The sequence below is a fragment of the Cupriavidus sp. HY129 genome, from assembly GCF_059492215.1.
In genome coordinates this window covers 2,247,735-2,271,091 of record NZ_CP083254.1, presented here as the reverse complement: position 1 = coordinate 2,271,091, position 23,357 = coordinate 2,247,735, and the positions used below count along the sequence as shown (strand labels likewise).

General features: G+C 65.4%; 19 protein-coding genes. 9 read left to right on the top strand and 10 right to left on the bottom strand.

What is annotated here, in order from left to right:
- Nucleotides 1–17: 17 nt before the first annotated feature.
- Both K6G35_RS10215 and K6G35_RS10210 read left to right on the top strand, forming a co-directional pair.
- Entirely contained in the window at nt 18–1,748 is a 1,731-nt protein-coding gene (locus K6G35_RS10215) for an ABC transporter substrate-binding protein (RefSeq protein ID WP_008641556.1), read from the top strand.
- A gap of 183 nt (nt 1,749–1,931) precedes the next feature.
- Nucleotides 1,932–3,143, top strand: coding sequence for an ATP-binding protein (locus K6G35_RS10210; protein WP_495675638.1), 1,212 nt, complete (start codon nt 1,932–1,934; stop codon nt 3,141–3,143).
- Nucleotides 3,144–3,170: 27 nt separating this feature from the next.
- Here K6G35_RS10210 and K6G35_RS10205 read toward each other — a convergent pair whose 3' ends face one another.
- A complete protein-coding gene (locus K6G35_RS10205; protein ID WP_495675637.1) occupies nt 3,171–5,159 on the bottom strand; it encodes a sensor domain-containing diguanylate cyclase in 1,989 nt (662 codons plus the stop codon).
- A 231-nt stretch (nt 5,160–5,390) separates the two neighbouring features.
- Entirely contained in the window at nt 5,391–6,251 is an 861-nt protein-coding gene (locus tag K6G35_RS10200) for a LysR family transcriptional regulator (protein ID WP_035882284.1), read from the bottom strand.
- An 85-nt stretch (nt 6,252–6,336) separates the two neighbouring features.
- Between K6G35_RS10200 and K6G35_RS10195 the strand changes: the two genes are divergently transcribed.
- Nucleotides 6,337–6,945, top strand: a complete 609-nt coding sequence (locus K6G35_RS10195; RefSeq protein WP_008641567.1) for a cysteine hydrolase family protein — start codon at nt 6,337–6,339, stop codon at nt 6,943–6,945.
- Between the two features lie 189 nt (nt 6,946–7,134).
- A complete protein-coding gene (waaC, locus tag K6G35_RS10190) occupies nt 7,135–8,157 on the top strand; it encodes a lipopolysaccharide heptosyltransferase I (RefSeq protein WP_035882357.1) in 1,023 nt (340 codons plus the stop codon).
- On the opposite strand, the gene K6G35_RS10185 is transcribed toward waaC, so the two are convergent.
- The 6 genes from K6G35_RS10185 to K6G35_RS10160 all read right to left on the bottom strand — a co-directional run bounded on the left by K6G35_RS10185 (nt 8,112) and on the right by K6G35_RS10160 (nt 14,135).
- Complete coding sequence (locus K6G35_RS10185) at nt 8,112–8,801, bottom strand: hypothetical protein (protein WP_008641579.1); 690 nt, start codon at nt 8,799–8,801, stop codon at nt 8,112–8,114. The two genes, waaC and K6G35_RS10185, sit on opposite strands and share 46 nt — an antisense overlap.
- A 142-nt stretch (nt 8,802–8,943) precedes the next feature.
- Complete coding sequence (locus K6G35_RS10180; RefSeq protein ID WP_008641581.1) at nt 8,944–10,137, bottom strand: c-type cytochrome; 1,194 nt, start codon at nt 10,135–10,137, stop codon at nt 8,944–8,946.
- 15 nt (nt 10,138–10,152) lie between these two features.
- On the bottom strand, nt 10,153–10,941 hold the full coding sequence (locus tag K6G35_RS10175; RefSeq protein ID WP_008641582.1) for an ABC transporter ATP-binding protein: 789 nt from the start codon (nt 10,939–10,941) through the stop codon (nt 10,153–10,155).
- Entirely contained in the window at nt 10,935–11,978 is a 1,044-nt protein-coding gene (locus tag K6G35_RS10170) for an ABC transporter permease (RefSeq protein WP_495675636.1), read from the bottom strand. The genes K6G35_RS10175 and K6G35_RS10170 overlap by 7 nt, the downstream gene beginning before the upstream one ends.
- A 4-nt stretch (nt 11,979–11,982) precedes the next feature.
- Nucleotides 11,983–13,008, bottom strand: a complete 1,026-nt coding sequence (locus tag K6G35_RS10165; protein WP_008641586.1) for an ABC transporter substrate-binding protein — start codon at nt 13,006–13,008, stop codon at nt 11,983–11,985.
- Nucleotides 13,009–13,043: 35 nt separating this feature from the next.
- A complete protein-coding gene (locus K6G35_RS10160) occupies nt 13,044–14,135 on the bottom strand; it encodes an LLM class flavin-dependent oxidoreductase (RefSeq protein WP_008641588.1) in 1,092 nt (363 codons plus the stop codon).
- A 194-nt stretch (nt 14,136–14,329) separates the two neighbouring features.
- On the opposite strand from K6G35_RS10160, the gene K6G35_RS10155 reads away from it, so the two are divergent.
- From K6G35_RS10155 to bluB, 5 genes are all read left to right on the top strand, one after another.
- Nucleotides 14,330–15,538: an acyl-CoA dehydrogenase family protein gene (locus K6G35_RS10155; RefSeq protein ID WP_495675635.1), complete on the top strand. Its 1,209-nt coding sequence runs from the start codon at nt 14,330–14,332 to the stop codon at nt 15,536–15,538.
- A 102-nt stretch (nt 15,539–15,640) separates the two neighbouring features.
- The gene (locus K6G35_RS10150) at nt 15,641–16,261 is read left to right on the top strand and encodes a cysteine dioxygenase family protein (protein ID WP_008641596.1); all 621 of its coding nucleotides are present in this window, start codon (nt 15,641–15,643) and stop codon (nt 16,259–16,261) included.
- A complete protein-coding gene (locus K6G35_RS10145) occupies nt 16,258–17,856 on the top strand; it encodes a rhodanese-related sulfurtransferase (RefSeq protein ID WP_495675634.1) in 1,599 nt (532 codons plus the stop codon). Before K6G35_RS10150 ends, K6G35_RS10145 begins: the two co-directional genes overlap by 4 nt.
- A gap of 164 nt (nt 17,857–18,020) precedes the next feature.
- Nucleotides 18,021–18,617, top strand: a complete 597-nt coding sequence (locus K6G35_RS10140; RefSeq protein WP_008641610.1) for a ParB-like protein — start codon at nt 18,021–18,023, stop codon at nt 18,615–18,617.
- Between the two features lie 103 nt (nt 18,618–18,720).
- The gene (gene bluB / locus K6G35_RS10135; RefSeq protein WP_495675633.1) at nt 18,721–19,416 is read left to right on the top strand and encodes a 5,6-dimethylbenzimidazole synthase; all 696 of its coding nucleotides are present in this window, start codon (nt 18,721–18,723) and stop codon (nt 19,414–19,416) included.
- A gap of 123 nt (nt 19,417–19,539) precedes the next feature.
- Here bluB and K6G35_RS10130 read toward each other — a convergent pair whose 3' ends face one another.
- Both K6G35_RS10130 and K6G35_RS10125 read right to left on the bottom strand, forming a co-directional pair.
- Nucleotides 19,540–20,427, bottom strand: a complete 888-nt coding sequence (locus K6G35_RS10130; RefSeq protein WP_008641614.1) for a universal stress protein — start codon at nt 20,425–20,427, stop codon at nt 19,540–19,542.
- 30 nt (nt 20,428–20,457) lie between these two features.
- Nucleotides 20,458–23,196, bottom strand: coding sequence for a cation-transporting P-type ATPase (locus K6G35_RS10125; protein ID WP_495675632.1), 2,739 nt, complete (start codon nt 23,194–23,196; stop codon nt 20,458–20,460).
- Nucleotides 23,197–23,357 lie beyond the last annotated feature (161 nt).

Genomic DNA, 23,357 nt, shown 5'->3' with positions numbered 1-23,357 from the left:
CACAGATGAAAGAGCGCGTGAAGTTGGGGATGTCGGCCCTGGCCTTTGCGGCCGCGCTGGCTTGCGGTCATGCGGCCTGGGCCGACGAGGCCTCCGCGAAGAAGTGGGTAGACAACGAGTTCCAGCCGTCGTCGCTGTCCAAGGACAAGCAGATGGCGGAAATGAAGTGGTTCATGGACGCCGCCGCCAAGCTCAAGGCGAAGGGTGTCACCCAGATCAACGTGGTGTCCGAAACCATTACCACGCACGAGTACGAATCCAAGACGCTGGCCAAGGCCTTCGAGGAAATCACCGGCATCAAGGTCAACCACGACATCATCCAGGAAGGCGATGTCGTGGAAAAGCTGCAGACGTCGATGCAGTCCGGCAAGTCGATCTACGATGGCTGGATCTCTGACTCGGATCTGATCGGCACGCACTATCGCTATGGCGCGATCCTGCCGCTGTCCGACTACATGACCGGCGTGGGCAAGGAGTACACGAACCCCGGCATCGACATCAAGGACTTCATCGGGACGAAGTTCACCACGGCGCCGGACGGCAAGCTCTACCAGCTGCCGGACCAGCAGTTCGCCAACCTGTACTGGTTCCGCGCCGACTGGTTCGCGCGCAAGGACCTGCAGGAGAAGTTCAAGGCCAAGTATGGCTATGACCTGGGCGTGCCGACCAACTGGTCCGCCTACGAGGACATCGCCAACTTCTTCACCAACGACGTGAAGGAACTGGACGGCAAGAAGGTGTTCGGCCACATGGACTATGGCAAGAAGGATCCGTCGCTCGGCTGGCGCTTCACCGATGCGTGGCTGTCGATGGCCGGATCGGCCGACAAGGGGCTGCCCAATGGCATGCCGGTGGACGAGTGGGGCATTCGCGTGGCCGAGGACAAGTGCACGCCGGTTGGTGCGTCGGTCTCGCGTGGCGGCGCCACGAACAGCCCGGCCGCGGTCTACGCGCTGACCAAGTACATCGACTGGATGAAGAAGTACGCGCCGCCGCAGGCCATGGGCATGACCTTCTCCGAGGCGGGCCCGGTGCCTGCCCAGGGCCAGGTGGCGCAGCAGATCTTCTGGTACACGGCGTTCACGGCCGACATGACCAAGAAGGGCCTGCCGGTGGTCAATGCCGATGGCTCGCCGAAGTGGCGCATGGCGCCGTCGCCGTACGGCCCGTACTGGAAGCAGGGGATGCAGAACGGCTACCAGGACGTCGGCTCGTGGACCTTCTTCAAGAACACCGATCCGAACCGTCTGGCTGCCGCCTGGCTCTACGCGCAGTTCGTGACGTCCAAGACGGTGTCGCTGAAGAAATCGCTGACCGGCCTGACCTTCATCCGCGACAGCGATATTCACCACGAGTACCTGACCAAGAACGCGGACAAGTATGGTGGCCTGATCGAGTTCTACCGCAGCCCGGCCCGCGTGGCCTGGACGCCGACTGGCAACAACGTGCCTGACTATCCGAAGCTGGCGCAACTGTGGTGGAAGAACGTGGCCACTGCGGTGACGGGCGAAAAGACGCCTCAGGTGGCGATGGATACCCTGGCCGAGGAGATGGACAACGTGATGGGCCGCCTGCAGCGTGCCGGCATGGCGAATTGCGCGCCGAAGCTCAATCCGAAGAGCGATCCGTCGAAGTGGCTGTCGTCGGAGCATGCGCCGTGGAAGAAGCTGGACAATGAAAAACCAAAGGGCGAAACCATCGCCTATGACAAGCTGCTGCAGGCGTGGAAGGAAGGGCGCGTGCGCTGATTGTTGCTGAACGGGGTGTTCGGCTTGTAGGGAGGAACGGCGGCGCTGTTGCGTCGCCGTTTCGTTTTGTGCCGGATCTGTGCCAGTTTGGAACTTCCGCGTTGCACTCCGTATTCGACACCCTAAAGCCTCCCATGGCTATCTAGAATCGCTCGCAGTTGGATCTCATGGACAGAGGCAAAGATGAACGAATCCGAAAGCATTTTCAGACGGCGACAGCTCGCGGCCGAACTCGCCGACGAGCTGATGGGCGATTCACGGACGGGCATGGCGTGGTCGGGGTTGTTCCTGTCGGCGCCACGCCGCACGGGCAAGTCCACGTTTCTGCGGGAGGACCTTCAGCCGGCACTCGAGCGTCGTGGCGCACTGGTTCTGGTGGCGGATCTATGGAAAAACAACGATGTCGATCCTGGCGACGTGATCGTCGACGTCGTGCGCCGGGCACTGGCCGCGCATGAGGGAGTCGTTGCCAGAGCGGCGCGCGCCGTGGGGCTGGACCGGTTCGGATTCGGAGGCTTTTCTTTCTCCATAGACCGGGTGGGGCTCGGCAAGGGCATTGCCCTGTCCGATGCGCTGGCCGAACTGTCGGACAAGGTCCAGCGGCCCATTGCGCTGGTCATCGACGAAGCTCAGCAGTGCATGGCCACCCGGCGCGGCAACAACGCGATGTTCGCGCTCAAGGCGGCACGCGATGAACTGAACTTCGCCCATCACGGCCTGCGCATCATCGCCACGGGCTCCGATCACGTCAAGCTGCGCATGCTGCTTGGCTCGCGCGAGGCATTCTTCTGCGCGACGGAACGGATCTTTCCGGTGCTGGGGCGTGACTACATCGATTGGTTCCGGTCGCGGCACGGCTTTTCCGACGTACTGAACGCCGATGTCATGACGCATCTGTTCGCGCGTGCGGCGTATCGTCCCGAGCTATTCGAGTCCGCGGCGGTTGCGGCGGGCGGGGACGGCCTTGTCGGGGGCGATGCGGCAGCGGTGCTCGAACGGCGGATCGACGAACAGATGCGCGCTGTTCATGCGCCGACCATGCGAACGCTGGAAGAACTGCCGCCGCTCGATGACGCGATCATCCGCGTCATGGCGACGAGCAAACAGATGTTCGCCGGATTCAGCGCGCCAACGATGCAAACCTATCGGCGAGTCATGAACGCCCTGTCAGGCGAGCCATCGTCGCGTCTCGACTATGCCGAGGTGGAGCGGGCGCTGGAAAGACTGGTGGTCCTGCGACTTGTCTGGCGCTCCGCATTGGGCCTGCATGTTCTCGAAGACCCAACGCTCGCCGAGGCGATGCGCCGGGCAGGGCTGCTTGACGTGGTCAGGCGCGTCTCTGGCAGAAAGCTGACCCTTGTTTCCGGAGCGGAGCACGACTTATCGGTTGCCTGAGGCGGGGCTGCGAATGGGGCGCGTCAGCTACGCGTGCGGAGCGATATCTGCGGCCTTGTTGGGGCCGGTCGACGAGTAGCAGGCTTTGCCATGCCGCTTGGCGTCGTACAGGGCCATATCCGCCCGTATGAACAGTTCGCTGACGGATGCGCTCTGGCCGGATTGGTGGAGCGCGCTGCCGACGCTGCACGTCGAGACGAGTATCTGGCCATCGATCGTGAACGGGCGTAGCGCCGCATGAACGACAGCATGTCCGATGCGTTCGACGATACTCGGCGTGGTGATGTGTTCGAGGATGATGGCGAACTCGTCGCCGCCAATTCGGGCCACGGCATCGCCGCTGCGTACACAGGTGCGCAGTCGTTCGGCGAAAGCGACGAGCAGGCGGTCGCCGACTGGATGGCCGTAGCTGTCGTTGACCGCCTTGAAATCGTCGAGGTCCACTAGCAGCAGCGCGGCGCCGTGATCTGCCGAGTCCGCTCGCGCCATGGCTTCCTGCAGTCGCCGGTCGAAGCCCTTGCGATTCAGCAGGCCGGTCAGGTGGTCGGACAGCGTCTGGGCTTCGAGCGTGCGCAGCTTCAGGCGTTCGCCGGTCACATCGCGGGCGAACATGTGCAGGCCGGTGAGAACGTCCTGCGTATCGTTCCACGCTGGCTGGTAGGTGATCTCCCGGGCGGTGCCGTCGGACGTTTCTCGCGTGAAGGTCACGACTTCGCCAGTGCTTGCACGCTCGAGGTAGGGCTTGTTGGCGACGTAGTCTGGCGTGCCCCAGAGCTCTCGCACAGAAAGGCCCGTGATCTGGTCGGCCGGCAGACCATAGTGTCGCGCATAGGCCTGATTGACGAACGCGAACCGCTCGCTGGCATCGATGAAAGCGACGAACTCGGGAACATGATTGGCGATGGCCACGAAGCGTTTCTCGCTCGCTGCGGCGCTGTCGTTGGCGGCCTTGAGCGCTGCCTCGCGCTCGGAGAGTTGCTGCATGACCTCGCAGAAGGCGCCGGCAAGCTCGCCGATTTCGTCCTCGCGGTCGACGGGCAGGTCCGCCACAGCGGATGGGCGCGTGGCCAGTTGCCTGACGGCGCGATGCAGGTGTTCGAGCGGGGCCAACAGGAAACGGATCGTCATCCACATCAGCGCGGCCGCAAAGATCAAGGAAACGAAGCCGATGACGATGGCATGTTGGCGGGCTTCGAGCAGCGGCCCGTAGGCTTCCTTGGCGGGCAGGACCGATATCACCTCCCACCCGTTTGATGCCAGCAGGTGGCGTGCGACGACCGGTTGCTGCGGCTCCAGCATTTCCCAGCGCGAGGCTGGCTGTTCAGCGCCGCAGGATTCTCCCGAGGCGCGTGCGGGCGTGAGCACCTTGGCGCTGTCGGGATGCATGGCATAGCGTGGATTCGGACCGGCCGAGACCAGGCAATAGAAACCGGTCAGGCCGATGCGGCTGCCTGCCAGCTCGCGCAGGAAGTTGTCCGCGGACAGGTTCAGGATGCCGCCGACGACGGCGCGCAGTTCACCCTTCGCACCCAGCAGGGGCACGGCGAGGATGACGCCGGGGGCGGCACTGTGTTTGCCCTGCAGCAGGTCCGAAACGACAAACGGGGAGCCGCGCAGGATTTCCTTGAAGTAGTCGCGGTCGCCGATCGTCATCTTGACGCCATCCGGAACCGCCGTGCTGAACGCGAGTGTGCCGTCGGGCCATGCCATGAAGACCGCGTTGAATTGCTCTGGTATGTCGATGGTGTCGGCGGCAAGCTGGCGCTGTCGGGCGGAGGGTGCGTCGAGCACAGGCGACAGGTTGTGGGCGAGCCGTCGCAGCACGACTGCGCGTGATTCGAGCTTCTCGTCCAATTGGTTGGCGACGAGCCTCACCAGTGTGTCCTGCTGGCTCTGAACGAGATCGTTCAGGCGCCCATAGGCGTACCACTGGGAAATCCCCGCGCGTGCCACAAATACCAGCGTAACCACAATTGCGGCGGCGATCGCCATCCGGTACTTCAATGAGTGCCGCATGATTCTTGTCTGTTCGCGCACTGACCCGTATTTGGCTGCCTGGATGCTGTCATTGATTGGCCCCACCTATCTATCATCGGCAACCGGTTCAAAGCGTAGCAGAACTGCTATCGGTTGCCTTGGGAGTACCGGCACAAACGCGTGTGTGATCGCACGCGAGGTGGAACATGGCGCACACCGTGGCGGTGGCGCGACATTCGGGAGCTTCCTGTGCGGCGAATGAGAGGATTGTCAGCGGCACTCGGCCAGCGCTTCGACCAGCCAGTCGATGACCGGGCGGAAGCGTGACGCCCCGCGAAACTCGGCCGGGTAGGCCAGCCAGATTTCACGGGTGACCTCGGGTACGTCCTGCGCCAGGGTCAGGCCCGGGTCTCCGGCGGCGAGGTAGTGGGGGAGCAGGGCAACCCCCAGGCCGGTGCGCACTGCCTGGCTGACCGCCAGCAGGCTGTTGGACTGGAATGCGAAACGCCGATTTAGCGATTTCGGCCACTCCACTTCCGGCAGCGTGAAACCCTCGTCGAGCAGGCCACAGAGTGGCGTATCGCTGGCGAGCGCGGTAGTCACCGGCATACCGGCCGGCGCATAGAGCCCGAAATGCACGGTCCCCGCGCGTTGGGCGACCACCGTGTCTTCCTGCGGCCGCGCCAGACGCACCGCGATATGCGCGCGGCGCCTGGCCAAGCTGGCTACCCGGTTGTCCAGTTCGAGCCTGACTTCCGCCTCTGGATTGGCTGCGTAGAGCGCCGGCAGGCGCGGCGTCAGCAGGCAGGTGCCCATCGCCGCGGTGGCTGCCACCCGCACCACCCCCGAGACCCCCGATGCCACGCCTTCGATTTCCCGCAGCAGGCGGTCGGCGGACTGCTCCATCTGGCGTGCCGCGATCAGTGCGTTGCGACCCGCCGCGGTCAGCACAAAGGTGCCGTCCGCCCGGGTGGCAACCGGCTTTCCCAGCGCTGTTTCCAGGCGCCGGATCCGCCGGATGGCTGTGGCATGGGTGATATCGAGTTCGCGTGCGCAGGCGGAATAGCTGCCGGCCCGCATCAGCGTTGACAGCGTCAGCAGATCATCCCATGAGATTGTGCTTTTTTGCACAGTGATTGTGAATGAGTGGCGAATTGGCGCACAGCTTAGCCTGTCCTACGATGCCTGCATAGTCACCTGGCCATGGAGATGTGAGATGTCAGTCGCCCCCGTTCCAACAACGCTTCTCGACGCTGCAGGCGCGAGCCGCCTGCCATCCGCCTGGTCGGATGCCGTTCTTGTGCTGGTGGATCATCAGCGCGAGTATGTCGACGGCAAGCTGCCGCTGACCGGTATGCCCGAGGCGGTGGCAAGCTGCGCAGAGCTTCTGGCGTTGGCGCGCCGGCACGGCTCGCCGGTGATTCACGTCGTGCACCACGGGAAGGCGGGCGGGGCGTTCGATCCGGCTGGACCTCACGCGGCGATCATCGAAGGTCTGACTCCGGTCGATGGCGAGCAGTCCGTGGTCAAGCACCTGCCGAACAGCTTTGCCGGCACCGACCTGGCCGATCTCCTGGCAGCCACGGGCAGGAAGGAACTGATCGTGGCGGGCTTCCAGACCCATATGTGCATCAGCGCGACCGTCCGGTCCGCGCTCGACCACGGCTACCGCGTGACGCTGGTGGCCGCTGCCTGCGCCACGCGTGATTTGCCCGATCCACTGGGAGGTGCACCGTTGTCCGCAGCCGAACTGCATCGCGTTACCCTGGCAGCCTTGAATGACCGGTTCGCCACCGTTGTGGCCGATGCATCGGTTTGGCACTAGCGGCAGGAATCGGCAGGAATCGGCAGGAATACACGCCGGTCAGGTGCCGGCGTCGGGTTGGAGGTGGTGGACAAGCGCGCTTGCCGGGATGCTGCGCGCGACTGGCTGAGGCATACTAGCGCCTTCCAAAACGCGGCCTGTCCCGCGGCGCCCCCATTTTTGCTGGCCATCGTGGCCGACCCACACCTCATGAAGCGCATCCTACTGATCAAGATCACGTCGCTCGGTGACATGGTGCATACGTTACCGCTGGTCCACGATCTGCGACGCGCCTATCCCGGCGCGAAAATCGACTGGGTAGCCGATGCCTCCTGCGCGGATATCCCGCGTTGGACGGTCGGCATTGATCGTGTGATTGCACCGCCGCTGCGCCAGTTCAAGAAAAACGGCAAGAAGTGGCGAGACCTGCGTGGCATTCTCGGCGCGGTGCGCGAGTTGCGCCGCGAGCCCTACGACGTGGCCATCGACGTGCATGGTGTCTACAAGAGCGCGATCGTTGCGCGCCTGTCCCGGACCCGCCGCCGCCTGGGGTATGCCGCCGAATTTCTCGGTGAGTCACGCGCCGAATTTGCCTATACCGAACTGTTCGGGCCGCACGGTGATGCGGACTGCCGGCACAAGATGCGCCTCGTGGTGGCCAATGCGCTCGGCTACGAGATCGAGCCGCAGGAAACCTGCGAGTTGAGCATCCCGAAGCCGGCCGCGCCGCTCGCCGCAGACGGCGTGCCGCGTGCGATGCTGTTTCACGCTACGTCCGCCGAGATCAAGAAGTGGCCGCAGGCAAACTGGATCGAGGTGGGCCACGCGCTCTCGCTCCGGGGCTACCGCGTGCAGTTGCCGTGGGGATCGCAGCAGGAGCACGAAGAGGCGAAGGCACTAGCGGCCGCCATTCCTGGCGCGGAAGTGCTGCCGCGCATGTCGATCACAGAGTGCGCGCAGCGTGTCGATGCGGCGGCGCTGGTCGTCGGCATGGACACGGGGTTCGTGCACCTGGCCGATGCGCTCGGCAAGCCCACGGTCATGATCTTCACCGCGACGTCGCGGCCGCATTTCGGCGTGAATCGGCCTGGCCAGTCGATCTCGGTCGGCGACAACGGCGTGCGCCCTCCGGTCGACGAGGTGCTGGCGGCGGTTGCCCAGGTCACTGGTCACGGTGCCGGCGCAAGTCAGGGATTGCCCCGCGATTGTGCTACGGGCGACGTGTCGGCGTAACGCCAGTAGTTGAATGCGACGATCGTGGCGCCGGCATGCGCCGTGACCAGATCCAGCATGAACGGCAGTTGGCGAATCCGTAGTCCGATCATGTAACGGGCCACGCCCTTCAGTCCTTCAGGCGGCGCAATGCGCTCCCCGTGGCGCATTGCCAGCCGCAAGATATGCACAGGGACGAAGCGCTGCGGATCGCTCATGCGTGCGTGTGCGGCCTCCGTATAGAGCAGCGGCGTGTCCGCCAGTGCGGCGAAACGCGAACGCAACTGCGCGAGCATCGCGGGTGCCAGCGCCATGCCTGAGCCGTTCAATCCCAGTGCGGTCATGCCACGCACGTTGGCCTTCCACAAGCCGCCCACTACCATCAACGAGCCACGTTCCGCCGGCGGCGGCAGTGCCGTCATGGCTTCCCATACACCAAGCATGTCGCCATTCAGATCGAAGAGATGGCAGCGATCGGCGAATGCGCGCTGGTAGCCGACGATACAGTCGAGGTCGTCGTCAAACACCGGCAATACGTCGCGCGGCATTCGCGCCGGGCGGACTTCGAAGAGCCCGGACGAGACGGGATAGCGGCCCGTCCAGGGTTTGGCGGCCCCCACGGCGAAGTCGGGGCCGGCATCCGCGGGCAGAAGATCCAGTGACATCGGAAGCAGTCCGTAGCGATTGAGGAGTGCATACGCTACGGGGGGCAAAGGGGCGCAATGTGAGGATTTTTCGATGCGCGATGGCGGCCCTTTCTGAAGCTGCTCCGTGACTTGATCCGACGCAACCGGATGCCCGGGGGGACTAGTGGATAAAGCCTCCCTGGACGAATCGGACGGGTTCGGCATCCATGCGCAACAGCAGTGACGTGAGGCCATCCGTGCCGGGCGATGTCGGGCCACGGTCCTTGTTGACCTGACCGGTCGAACAGAGCAGATCGGCGGTACCCCACGCATCTCGGCCCGGCAGGGATCGCGCGCGCAGCCAGCCATCGCGATCGGCCAGGAACTCGGTGCCAGCCAGTCTGTTGGGGGCAATGCCGGCGATGCGGGCGTATGCGTCCCAGGCTAGCGGTGATGCGGCGACGCACCCCGCGCGGAACTGTGGGACATTGACGGGCGGCTTCCCATCGCGCGTCAGCAGCAATGTCAGAAAGCGTGGGTCTTCCAGTGGCAGCGCGCCGGCATAGCCCTCGCCCTCGAATGCCACCACTCGGACGCGCTGATGTCCGCGCCAGTCGGCCATCGGGCGCCCCGCATCCTGTCCGCAGCGTACCGTGACGTCGAACAGACGCAATGGGATCGGCCAGTTGCCGAACGTCCTGGCGGCAGTGCCGGCGGCCAGCACCTTGGTGTAGTCGATCACGGCCCAGGTGTCGGCATCGTCGAACGCTCGCGAGAATGCGGGCATCGTCTGCCGGCCCTCGCTATCGCGCATCCCATTGGCGATATGCCAGAACAGATCGCCGCCGGCGCGGCGTCCCAGTAACGGGCCGACGAACGTTGGTGGCCATCGCGATAGCCCGGCCGCGAGCGGTCCTTCACCCCGGCCATCCTCGCCGTGGCAAGCGGCGCAATGCTGCGCGTAGAGACGTGCGCCATGCGCGATGCTGTCGGCTGAGAAGCGGGTGGGGCTGCGGTGAAAACTGGTGGGTGCGGCAGGGGTGAACAACAATGCCGGCGATGGCCAGGGTGCGAGGATAAGCGTCAGCGCCGCGGCAGCGAGCCAGGTCAGCCGCTTGCCACGCCAGATGCCGGCGACGGCGACACAGGCCAGCGCCGCCGCGATTGCCGCAAGGCTCCATGCGACCTGACGTGCCAGACCCAGATCGATCAGCAGCGTTTCCCCCGCGATTCTCCGGGCCCACGGCCAGGCGGGCTGGCCATGCGCGTCACCGGAGAGGTGCAGCCCATGCCAGAGCCGCAATAGCGCAAGCTGCCCATCCTGCAACAGCGTGAGCAGCGTGTTGAGCCACGCCTGTGCCGGTGGTCCATTCATGCGTTGCGCTGCCCGTTACCAGCTGGCATCCAGACCCAGATGCCGCAACGCTTCGTGCCGCAGCTCGGTCAGCCGAGGGTCGCCGCGATGCCGTGGATAGGGCAGGTCCACGTCGATCTGCGCGGTGATCTTGGCCGGGCGCTGGCTGAATACGATGACGCGTTGCGCCAGGAACAGCGCCTCCTCGACGTCGTGCGTGACCAGCAGGGCGGAGAACCCGGCGCGTTGCCACAGTTCGACTAGATCGCTCTGCATGGCCAGGCGCGTGAGCGAGTCCAGTTTGCCGAGCGGTTCGTCGAGCACGAGCAGCCGTGGATCGTTGACCAGCGCGCGGGCCAGCGCCACGCGTTGCGCCATGCCGCCGGAGAGTTGATGCGGGAAGGCATCCGCGAACGCTTCGAGGCCCACGCGTCGGAGCGCGGCGTCGACGCGATGGCCTTCACGTCGCAACAGGCCGCGAGCCTGCAGGCCGAGCGCGACGTTGTCACGCACGCGCCGCCACGGGTACAGCGTGGGATCCTGGAAGACCACGATGCGGGAGGGATCGGGGTGGTCGATGGGCGTGCCATCCTGCCGGATCTCCCCGGCGTTCGGTGTTTCGAGCCCGGCCACCAGCCGCAGCAGCGTGGACTTGCCGCAGCCGCTCGGGCCGAGCAGCGCGACGAACTCGCCGGGCGCGACGTCGAGGCTGACGTCGTCCAGCACCGGCAACCGCCGCGCGCCGTCGCCGAAGGCGTGGCTGACACTGCGAATGTCGATCCGGGCGCCAGCGGCCTCGGGGGCGTGTTCCATTACGGCTACCATTTGACGGTTCCTTTCTGCCAGGAGAGCGCGCGGTCGCGCACGGCGAACAGCAATGTGATGACCCCTGAGAACAGCAGTGCCATGACGATCAGCGCTGCATACATGTTCACGTACGATGCCCAGCCCTGAGCCCAGGTCAGGTACCAGCCCAGACCGGATTTCACGCCCATCATCTCTGCCGTGACGAGCACGGAGAACGATGCGCCAAGCCCCATGAACAGGCCGACGAATACCTGAGGCAGCGCGGCGGGGATCGCCACGCGCAGCACCAGGAACCAGCCCGATGCGCCCATCGTGCGCGCCACATCGTAGTAGCTCTTGTTGACGCCGGCCACGCCCGACCACGTCAGCACCGCCACCGGAAACGCGGTCGCCAGCGCGATCAGGAACACCGCTGCGGAATAGCTCGACGGAAAGAAGTAGAACGTGAGCGGCAGCAGCGCCGTGGAGGGCAGGGGGCCAAGCACACGCAGCACGGGGTGAATCCAGTAGCCGATGCGGCGAGACCATCCGATCGACACACCAATCAGGAAGCCTGCCAGCGCGCCGTATCCCACGCCAAGGCCGAGCAGCTTCAACGTGTTGAATGCGCTGTCGCCCAGACGTTGCCAGTCGTCGAGGTAGACCTCGATCAGCGCCTGGGGCGGCGCGAAGAATGGCGTCGGCAGGATCGCGGTCTTGGCGGTCAGGATCTCCCAGGCGGTGAAGACCAGTGGCAGGGCGACGAGCCAGGGACCGGCTGCCCGCAGTGCGGCGACCGCGCGCTGAAGCGGCCCACTTCGGCTTGCGTACCCGCCCGTCAGGGCCAGCAACAACAGCGCGGCGGATACACCGAGCACGACGATGCCGAGTTCCTCCGTATAGGCCCAGTCGTTGAACCCGGCCATCTTGTTGGGCCAGCGCCAGGTCACGGCGCCGAACACGCCCCAGGCCAGCGCCGCCACGATGCCCGTGGGCCAGACCGTCACGCGTGGGGCGACGGTCCTGGGGGCGGGTTGCGCGAGCCGCGCGCTAAGGGTGCTTTGGTTGGTCGTCATGGTCTTACCCCAGCACGTTGGCGTAGACATGCTGCGCCAGGCGTTTGGCATCGGTGGACTTCTTGAGCACGCCAATGCGGCGGAAGTCGTCGGCGTAGAACGCGATCTCCTCCTGCAGATCCACACCGGTCGGGTGGTGCGTGTAGGTGAGCGTGGCGTAGAGCTTGCGCAGATCGTCCGGGCTGATCTTGGGCGAGTACTTGGCGAACACCTTTGCCGCCTCGTTAGGGTTCTCGTTGACGTAGTCTGTCGCCTGGACGATCGAACGCGCCAGCGCGGCCGCCGTCGGGCGATCGTTGCGAACCAGCTCGCCCCGCGCCCCCACCACGCAGCAGACCTTCCGTGCGTATTCGCCCGTCAGGTTGGTGGCCAGTTCCACGTACGCGCCGTTGGTGCGCTTCTCCAGCAGGTAGAGGTTCGGGTCGCCATCGGCGATTGCCTGGATTTCGCCCTTGTCGACGGCCACGCCGAGCAGGTCGGCCGGGTACTGCCGCCAGGTGATGTCGCGGTCGGGGTCGATGCCGTTCTTGGCCAGCAGGATCGTGAAGAAATGCTTGCCCGGTGCGGCCAGGTCGCTGACGCCGACGGTCTTGCCCTTGAGTGCCTGAAGGTTCGTGACGCCGGCCGCCTTCGCGCCAACCAGCCGCACGCAACCGCCGTGCGAGCTGCCGATGATCTTCACATCGAAGCCGGCTTCGAGCGGCTTGAGCCAGCGATGAATCATGCCCACGGCGGCATCGGCCTTGCCGGTGGCGATTGACTCGAGCAACTGGTCCGTGGACCCACTGTAGTTGATCAGATCCACCTGCAAGCCGTTCTTTTCGAAGAAGCCTTTCTCCTGCGCCACGACGATAGGCGTCAGGCAGAAGGAATTCTGGTTCCATGCGAAGGTGAGCTTGCGCGGGGCCGACCAGGCCTGACGGCCCAGGATCAGCGCGGGAGCGGCGATGGCCGTGGTGCCGGCCAGGCGCAGCAGGCTGCGGCGACGATTGTCAGGGCGGGACGATTGTTGGGACGGCTTCTGGCTCATGGTTTTTCTCCCCGTTTTCAGTTGTTCAGGCCGGCTCAGGCTGCCTTGCGCTGGCGCTCGGCATCGCGTTGCGCAACGAGCGCGCGCACGCGCGGAATCAGTTCGCGACCGTAGTCGACGGCGTCGTCAAGCGGATCGAAGCCGCGGAGCAGGAACGTGCTGACGCCGAGGTCGTAGTAGGCCAGCAACGCATCGGCTACCTGTTCCGGCGTGCCGACCAGACCGGTCGAATTCGACCGGCCGCCGGTTTCGCGCGCGATGGCGGTCCACAGACGTTGATCAACGCGGTCGCCCTTGTCGGCGGCGGCGAGCAGGCGACGCGCGCCCTCGCTCTGTTGCGGGCCGCCACGGCTGTAGCCGGCCTGCACGCGCAACGCACGGGTGCGTTCCAGGATGCTGTCGGCGCGGGCCCACGCCTTTTCCTCGGTGTCCGCCAGCACGGGCCGGAACGACACTGAGAAACGCACCTCGCGGGCATGCCTGGCGGCCTCGGCACGCACGCGCGTGGTCAGCTCGCGTACCTGGTCGAGCGATTCGCCCCACAGCGCGTAGACGTCGGCATGTTTGCCGGCCACGGCGAGCGCTGCTTCGGAAGCACCGCCGAAGTAGATCGGCACATGCGGCTGCTGGGCGGGTTTGACTTCGGAGAAGCCGCGCTGGAAGCGGTAGAACGTGCCCTCGTGATCGAAGGGCTGGTCCTCGGTCCAGATGCGGCGCAGGATGCCAAGGTACTCGTCGGTACGGGCATAGCGCTGGTCGTGATCGAGATAGTCGCCATCGCGCCGCTGTTCGTCGTCGGATCCGCCCGAGATGAAATGCACCCCGAGCCGGCCGCCGCTGAACTGGTCGAGCGTGGCGATCTGCCGGGCGGCCAGCGTCGGCGCCGTGAAGCCGGGGCGGTGCGCCAGCATGAAATGGATGCGCTCGGTCACGGTGGCCGCGTAGGAGATCGTCAGCGTGGCCGATGGCCCGGTGGAGTGGTGAGGCACCAGGATGCGGTCGAAGCCGGCCTGCTCATGGGCCTGCGCGAACGCGCGCACGTAGTCGCGATCGATCACCGGCCCGTCAGGTGGGTGAATCTCGGACTGTTTCTGGCTCTGGATCATGCCGATGATGTCGACGCTCATGGGTGACGCTCCTGGTTCGTGAGACGGTTCGAGCCGCCACCGTAAGCCAGCGCGCGCCGCGCGAGAACGAATAAAAACGCGACTCCATATGCGTTGGGAACCGATGCTCGATATGCGAATTGCGTCGTTATCGCCAGCCCACTTCGGACGGTACGCTATGCAGCGATTCGTTCACGTCTTCCGAAGGATTCCCGATGTCTTCGTCCCCCTTGCGCCGGCTGCCGACCAGTGAGGCGCGGCTGGCCAAAGTCCTTGCCGAACTCACGCCGCGCCTTGCCGCCACTGCTGCCGATCACGACTCGCGCGGTACATTTCCCCATGACAACTTCGCGCTGCTGCACCAGTACGGCCTGATCTCGCAGGTGGTACCCGTCGCTTCGGGAGGCGGTGGCGCCGGGCTGGCGGAGGCGCGCCGCATCATCGCCGCCGTGGCCGGTGGAGACGCCGCGACGGCGCTGGTGTTGACGATGACCTACCTGCAGCACCGCGCAATTGGCCGGGACGAGGTACGCTGGCCGGAGGCGGTGCGCGAGCAGGTGTTCCGCTCGGCCGTGGAAGAGGGGGCGCTGATCAACTCGTTGCGTGTGGAGCCGGAACTGGGCTCGCCGGCGCGGGGTGGTCTGCCCGGCACCGTGGCCACGCGCGTGGGCGATCGCTGGCGGCTACGGGGGCACAAGCTCTACAGCACCGGCATCCCCGCGCTGCGCTGGCTGGCGGTCTGGGCGCGCACGCACGAACCGGAGCCGCGGATCGGGGTGTTCCTTGTGCCGAAGCCCGAAGCCGATACGCCAGGCATCCGTGTGATCGAAAGCTGGAACCACATGGGGCTGCGGGCATCGGGCAGCCATGAGACCCTGCTGGAGGATGTGTGGATTCCGATCGAACATGCGGTGGATATCCGTCCGCCATCGGCTTGGGCCCCGGCGGGCGCGAGCCAGGCCGATATCGACGGCAATATCGACCAGCAGGCATGGATGGTGGTGCTGCTCGGCAGCCTCTATGACGCCGTGGCGCGTGCCGCGTACGACTGGATTCGGGATTTCGTGCGCGAACGCGCACCTGGCAGTCTTGGCAAGCCGCTGGCAACCCTGCCGCGTGTGCAGGAGACCATCGGCGAGATTGCCGCGCTGCTGCGCGCCAACGAAGTGCTGCTGGACGATGCGGCGGGGCGTACCGACGCCGGCACGCCGCCGTCGGCCGAAGATAGCGGGCTGCTCAAGTTCACGGTGACCGGGAATGCCATCCGCGCAGTGGAGCTGGCGCTGCAACTCTCCGGTAATCAGGGCTTGAGTCGCAATAACCCGCTGGAGCGGCATTATCGCGATGTGCTCTGCAGCCGCATCCACACGCCCCAGAACGATTCGATCCTGACTGCCGCCGGCCGCACGGCGCTGGCCGACTGATCCTCGCAACGGAACGTCGCCGTCGTGCTATGTTTGCGGCAAACGTTATCGGCCGCGACACCTTGCCCAGGCACGACGGCCGAATGATCCAGGAGACATGGCATGTCCACATCGCCAACCCCTGCGCAGGCGCTCAAGCCCCTGCGCGATTTCATTACCGCTTTCACGGCGCTGCTCGACCAGCATCCCGACGAAGCCCGCATTCTCGACGAGGGCGGCAGCCTGCTGGCCAAACTCGTGGCCAGAGACGACTGGTTGCCCGATGCCTACGCGCAGCCGCATCCCGAGTACTACCAGCAGATGCTGCTGCACTGCGACTCCGCCGAGCGCTTTTCGATTGTCAGCTTCGTGTGGGGGCCGGGCCAGCGCACGCCCATCCACGATCACACCGTATGGGGGCTGATCGGCATGTTGCGCGGGTCCGAATACGCGCAGCCGTTCGAGATCGATGCCGATGGCACGCCGCAGCCACAAGGCGAGGCAACGCGGCTGAACCCCGGTGACGTGGAGGCGGTGTCGCCGACGGTTGGCGACATCCATCGCGTGCACAATGCGTACGATGACCGCGTATCGATCAGCATCCATGTGTACGGGGCCAATATCGGCGCGGTACGCCGGCATGTCTTTCCGGAGACCGGCGGCAGCAAGGCATTCATCTCCGGCTATTCCAATTCCACCTTGCCCAATCCATGGGATCGTTCGAAGGACCCCATCGCGTCATGACTGAAGTTCAATCGTTTCCGACGACAACTAGCCTGGCCGTGCGCCAGGCATTGCTGGACCGCACCGAGATCGCCTTGATCGACGTGCGGGAGGAAGACCCCTATGCGCAGCAGCATCCGTTGTGGGCGGCCAACTTTCCGCTGTCGAAGCTCGAACTCGAAGCCTGGGCGCGCATCCCGCGCCGCGACACGCGCATCGTCGTGTACGGCGAGCACGATGGCGAGGATCTGGCCCCGGGCGCGGCGGCCAGACTGCGGGAACTTGGCTACACCGACGTCTCGTTGCTGGATGGTGGTCTGACCGCATGGATCGCTGCAGGCGGTGAGGTCTTTCGTGACGTGAACGTGCCGAGCAAGTCGTTCGGTGAACTGGTGGAGGCGAAACGTCACACGCCGTCGCTGGCCGCACCCGAGGTGCAGGCGCTGATTGACGGCAAAGCCGACGTGGTGATCGTCGACGCGCGCCGCTTCGACGAATATCAGACCATGAGCATTCCCACGGCCACGAGCCTGCCCGGTGCCGAACTGGTGCTGCGGATTCGCGAGTTGGCCCCTAACCCGGCGACGCAAGTGATCGTCAATTGCGCGGGCCGCACGCGCAGCATCATCGGCACACAATCGCTGGTCAACGCCGGAATTCCGAACCCGGTGGCGGCGCTGCGCAATGGCACGATCGGCTGGAAGCTGGCCGGCCAGGAACTGGACCACGGCGCGAGCCGTGTGGCGCCGTTGCAGGTGGATGCCGCCAACCACGGCAAGGCGCGCGAAGGCGCCCGTGCCATTGCGGCGCGGGCTGGGGTCCGTCGTATCGGATTTGGCGAATTGGCGTCCCTGCATGTGCCGGGCCGCACGGTCTACCAGTTCGACGTCCGCACGCCCGAGGAATACGCGGCCGACCATTTGCCGGGATTCCGCAGCGCGCCCGGTGGACAACTGGTGCAGGAGACCGACCATCAGGCGCCAGTACGTGGCGCGCGCATCGTGCTGGCCGATGACGATGGCGTACGCGCGAACATGAGCGGGTCGTGGCTGGCGCAGATGGGGTGGGAAGTCTATGTTGTCGATCCCGTTGGCGAACATGAGCGCAGCGAACGTGGATTGGCGGCCGCGAACGTTCCGCCATCGCCCGAGGTGGCGACCGTTTCGCCTGCCACGCTGGCTGCATGGCTGAAGGAAGGCGACGTCGCCGTGATCGACGTGACCGCCAGCGTCAACTACGTCAAGCGCCATATCCCCGGCGCATGGTTTGCCATCCGTGCCCAGTTGGCTCAGGCGATCAAGGCGATTCGGCCAGCGAAGCGCTATGTGCTCACCTGTGGATCGAGCCTGCTGGCGAGGTTCGCAGCGGTTGATCTGCGGGCGCTGACGTCGGCCGAGGTCTTCGTGCTCGAAGGCGGCACGGCGGCCTGGGTGGAGGCCGGTTTGCCGGTAGAGCAGGGGGAAACTCGTCTCGCCGTACCGCGCACGGATCGGTATCGCCGGCCCTATGAAGGCACCGACAATGCCGCGGCTGCCATGCAGGCGTATCTCGACTGGGAGTTTGGCCTGATCGCCCAACTCGACCGGGACCGCACGCACTTCTTCGAGGTGGTCTGACACGGGTAACGCCGCAGGCACCTGCCGAGCGGAGGGACGGCCCTGGTTTCCTATACTTGCGGGAACCAGGGCCGCTTTCTTTATGAGACGTACGTTGCGAGGCGCGGCTTTCTCGCTTCGGATTGCGGCCCTGGATCGAACCATGTGCCAGGAGGGCGACCGCCGTGCCGAAGATCCGAGAATCACTGATCCACGATCTGCATCCCACCCAACTGACAGTGGGCATGATCGAAGTGCAGGACAAGAAGACGCACCTGGCCTCGCTGAAGCCCAAGGATCAGCAGGCGTTCATGGAGGCGCATCCGATTCCGGCCGTCGAAGGCCCCGGAGGCAAGCTCTACATCACCGATCACCATCACCTTGGCCGGGCTGCGCTGGAGGCGGGCCTTACGTCCGGCTTCTTTATGGTGGAGGCCGATCTCTCCACCAGCGCGCCAGGCGATTTCTGGGGGGAGATGGACAAGAACCAGTGGGTGCATCCGCTGGACGAGAACGGGGTGCGCCACTGCTACACCCTGATCCCGTCCCATCTGGAAAAACTGATCGACGATCCGTACCGGTCGCTGGCCGGCTACGTGCGCGATGCCGGTGGGTATCAGAAGACGCCTACGGCATTCGCCGAGTTCGTCTGGGCCGATTTCTTTCGTCGCCACATCGCCGTCGAGGACCTGAAGGCCGACTTCCAGGCCGCCGTCAGATGCGCGAAGGCGCTGGCCGCCAGCAAATGGGCGTCGGGCCTGCCGGGGTTCCAGTCGAAGTAACCTGCGACTTGCGCTTGCCGCTGCTGTTTGGTATTTGTCGGGCGTCCAGGCGTTGCATTCCGTTTCGGGATGACGCGGACATCGACAACAAGGAAGAAAAAGCATGTCAGGCCCGCACGTAGAAGCTTCCGAGCGCGAAGCGCTCTACCGCATCATGGCGTTGCGGCGCGATTGCCGTCATTTCACGCCCGGGCCGTTGCTTGGCGATGAGCAGTTGGAACGGCTGCTGGATGCGGCGCACCAGGCGCCCTCAGTGGGCCTGATGCAGCCGTGGCGCTTCATGCGCCTGAGCACGCCAGCCTGGCGCGAACACCTGATTCCATTCGTAGAGGCCGAGCGACAGGCCACGGCACAGGCCCTGGGGGAACGGGCCGCGGAATTCCTACGGATCAAGGTGGAGGGTATTCGCGATTGCGCTGAACTGCTGGCCGTGGTGCTGGCGCCGGATGACGGTACCGTCTTCGGACGGCGCAGCATGCCGCGTGAGATGGCGTGGGCGTCCGCCGCGTGCGCCGTGCAGAATCTCTGGCTGGCGGCTCGCGCCGAAAACCTGGGGCTAGGCTGGGTCTCGATGTTCGACCCCGAAGCGCTGGCACGCGAACTTCAGCTTCCCGAAGGCGCCACGCCGTTCGGGCTGCTGTGCCTGGGGCCCGTGCCGGCATTCTATGAAAAGCCGATGCTCGAGCAGATTGGCTGGCGGCAGCGCCGCCCGCTGCAGGAGATGTTGTGGGCGTCCCCGGACCTGCCGCCTGCCTCTGGTTCTGGTTCTGGTGGCGGGGAGCAGGTCGGAGGCGACTGACAGCGGGAGGCGACCGCTTGCGGCATGGCGTGGCTACCGCAAAGGCTCCCGACCGTGAGAACGTCGCGGACATCGATGTTGCTGACGCTCCGTCTGGCCGGGTTGCCTTTTTCCCCGATACCTTCAACCCACCGAGCGCGGCCGGGGCACGACCATTGAGTCGCAGGGCAGGCAGTCGAGCAGTTTTGCGGCAGTGCTGCCCAGCAACGCGCCAGTCAGGGCATCGCGACCCTGCGCGCCCATCACCACCAGGTCGACATCGTGCTGGCGGACGTGCTGGGTCAGGTGCAATTCCAACCCACCACGCACGATCAGCGGTGTGACGCGCGTTCCAGCGGGCAAGGCGGTGGCGGCGATAAACGCGTCGTACTGCGCGCGCTCCTGCGCTTGCGCGGAGGCAGGCTGCGGTTGCGTGTCGGTCAGCCCCGCGAAAGGCGGCAGGTAGGCATGAAAAACCGTCAGTTCGCATCCCGGAAAAAGCTGCGCCGCCGTCAGCAGCGCATTGCGCGAGGCTTCGGAGAAGTCGGTGGCCACAACAATCCGGCGGTAGGGCGCGTGCGGGCGATTCCGCACTATCAGCAACGGCTGCGCGAGCGTGCGCGCCAGGCGCTCGACGCTAGAGCCGAGCAGGAACCGGCCAAGCAGCTCATACCGCGCAACGCCGGTGACCACCAGGCCGACGCCGGAAACGGTTGCCATGTTGCGGATCGTCTCCGAGATATCCCGGGACTTCATGATTCGCACCTCGGCACGTACGGGGAGTCCGGCCAGGTCACGATCGATCTGTCGGCGGGCGATATGCAGGGCATCGCCGTCACCGCCGGTATCGGCAGCCCAGGCCAGTGCCTGGTCCGGGTGCGCGGCGGGGTCGAGCACATGGGCCACGATCAGTTCGGCCTTCCATGCCTGGGCCAGTCCCGCTGCACGGTCCAGGGCGCGATCGCAGCGTGGGCTCAGGTCGGTGGCCAGCATCAGGCTTGCGGGCGGGGAGGTGGCGGGGAGAGTCGTCATGGGCATCTCGCTAATCGTTCAATGGCAGGTTCAATCGGCAGCCAGACGCTTACCAGCCGGTTTGCGTCGGATCAGGATCTTTTCGAGTTCGGCGACGCAGAACACCAGCAGGCCGGCGCCGATCACCTTGCACCACTCCAGCGCGGACAGGTCGGTGGAATCAAACACTGCCTGCATCAGTGGCAGGTGCGTGTAGGCTAGCTGCAGCGGCACGCAGGCGGCAATGGCCAGCAGCACATACGGGTTGCCGAACAGCCCCTCGCGGTTGAGCACGGTCTTCAGGATATGCCGACTGTTGAGCAAGTAGAACATCTCGGCGGCCACCACTGCGTTGACAGCCATCGTGCGCGCGGTTTCCAGGCTGGTGCCGTCGGATAGTTCCCACAGGAACAGACTGAGCGCCCCCGCCATCATCAGGATGGATACCATCGTTACGCGCCAGACAAAGAAGCCCGACAGCAGCGTTTCTCCAACCGGGCGCGGTGGCTTCGCCATGATGCCGGCCTCGGCGGGCTCGAAGGCGAGCGCCAGTCCCAGCGTGCTGGACGTGACCATGTTGATCCAGAGTACCTGGGCAGGGGTGACGGGCAATGGCAGGTCGAACAGGATCGCGGCGATCACGATCAGCGCCTCGCCGCCGTTCGTCGGCAACATGAAGAGGATGAACTTCTTCAGGTTGTCGTAGACCGCGCGACCCTCGCGCACCGCGTGGGCGATCGACGCGAAGTTGTCGTCGGCGAGCACCACGTCGGAAGCCTCCTTGGCCGCCTCGGTGCCCTTGAGCCCCATCGCGACGCCAACGTCGGCCCGCTTGAGCGCGGGCGCGTCGTTGACGCCGTCTCCGGTCATCGACACGACCTGGCCACCGTCCTGAAGCGCGCTGACCAGGCGCAGCTTGTGCTCTGGGCTGGCGCGCGCGAATACGTCCACTTCCATCGCCACCCGGCGCAGTGCGGCATCGTCCATCAATGCCACCTCGCTGCCGGTCAAGGCGGGCTTGCCGACGCCGATCGCCAGTTGCGCGCCGATCGCGCGTGCCGTTTCGACGTGGTCGCCGGTAATCATCTTGACCCGGATGCCAGCGTGGTGGCACTCGTTGACGGCACGGATGGCTTCCTCGCGCGGGGGATCGATGATGCCGACCAGCGCCAGCATCGTGTAGCCGGTTTCCATATCGGAGAACGCGAGCTTGTCGCCCACGGGCGCCGCGCGCTTGCAGGCCAGGGCGAGCAGGCGAAGGCCCTGCGCTGCGGTGTCGGTCGCCATGCGGCGCCAGTAGTCCACGTCCAGCCGGTGCTCCCCATCGAGATTCCACTGCCGCGCGCACATGTCGAGGATGCGCTCGGGCGCACCCTTTACCAGGATCCACGGCGCATGATTGGCATCGTGGTGGTAGGTGGCCATGAAGCGGTGCTCGGATTCGAAGGGGATGGAATCGAGCCGATGCCAGCCGGATTCCGGATTCTGCTGCTCCACGCCCGCCTTGGCGCCAGCCACCAGCAATGCACCTTCGGTCGGGTCGCCCTCGACATGCCACATGCCGTCGTCATTGCGCATGTTGGCGTCGTTGCAGAGTACGCCGGCGCGCAAGGCCATGACCAACGGCGCGCAACTCATGGGATCGACGACGTGCCCGTCGATGCTGAAGTCTCCCACCGGCGAATAACCGACGCCCCCGACATCGAATACATGGCCCGCGCAGACCATGCGCTGCACGGTCATCTCGTTGCGCGTCAGTGTGCCGGTCTTGTCGGAGCAGATCACTGTCACCGATCCCAGCGTCTCCACCGCCGGCAGGCGCCGCACGATGGCATGGCGCCGGGCCATGCGCTGCACGCCGAGCGCAAGCGTGACGGTCATGATCGCCGGTAGCCCTTCGGGGATGGCGGAGGCTGCCAGCGCCACGGCCATCATGAACATGTCTGCTGCGGAGTGGCCACGCCAGAGGATGCCAGCCACGAACACCACGGTGGAGAGCAACAGGATGGCTACCGCCAGACCGCGTCCGAAACGATCGATCTGCCGTACCAACGGTGTCGACAGGCTTTCGATGCTGCTGAGCATCTCATTGATCCTGCCCAGTTCCGTGGTGCTACCCGTTGCGACCACGATGCCGGTCGCCTGGCCGTAGACCACCAGCGTGCCGGAGTACGCCATGTCGAAGCGATCGCCCAGCGGCGCGTCTTCCGCTACGGGCGCGACATTCTTTTCCACGGGCAGCGATTCGCCGGTGAGCGCGGCCTCCTCGACCCGCAGTTCTTTGACCGAGGTCAGGCGCAGATCGGCGGGCACCCGGTCCCCCGAAGCCAGCGCGACCACATCGCCCGGCACGAGATCCGCAGCGGCGATCTCGTGCCGCTGGCCGTCGCGAATCACGAACGCAAGCGGGGCGAGCATGGCGCGGATGGCATCAATGGCGGCTTCGGCTTTGCCTTCCTGGATGAACCCGATGACGGCATTGATCACGACTGCCACGAGCAGCACGGCCGCATCGACCCAGTGTCCGAGAATCGCCGAGACGATCGACGAGCCGAGAATGATGTAGAGGAGGATGTTGTGGAACTGCAGCAGCAGCCGCATCAGCGGGCCGCGGCGCTTGGGTGGCGCGAGACGGTTGGGACCGTACTCGTCCAGTCGACGGGAGGCTTCGGCTGCGCTCAGACCGGCTGCGCTGGTCTGCAGGGCCTGCCCGACCTGTGTGTCGGTGAGCGTGTGCCAGATGGGTGGCGATTGGTTTTCGGTGTCGTGGCTGGCAGGAGGACCAGTCATGTGGAGTTGGGGCCTTTTTCTGCAACCGGGCGGGCCGGTTTCGCGTTTCGATCGGAGGCGCGCATCGCCTGGTCAAGCCGCAGGCATCTTCTGGGGAGCCTGCGACACGGCGACGGCCTGACGGAGAAAGGGCGTATCAGATACTAGCTTGCTTCGATCAC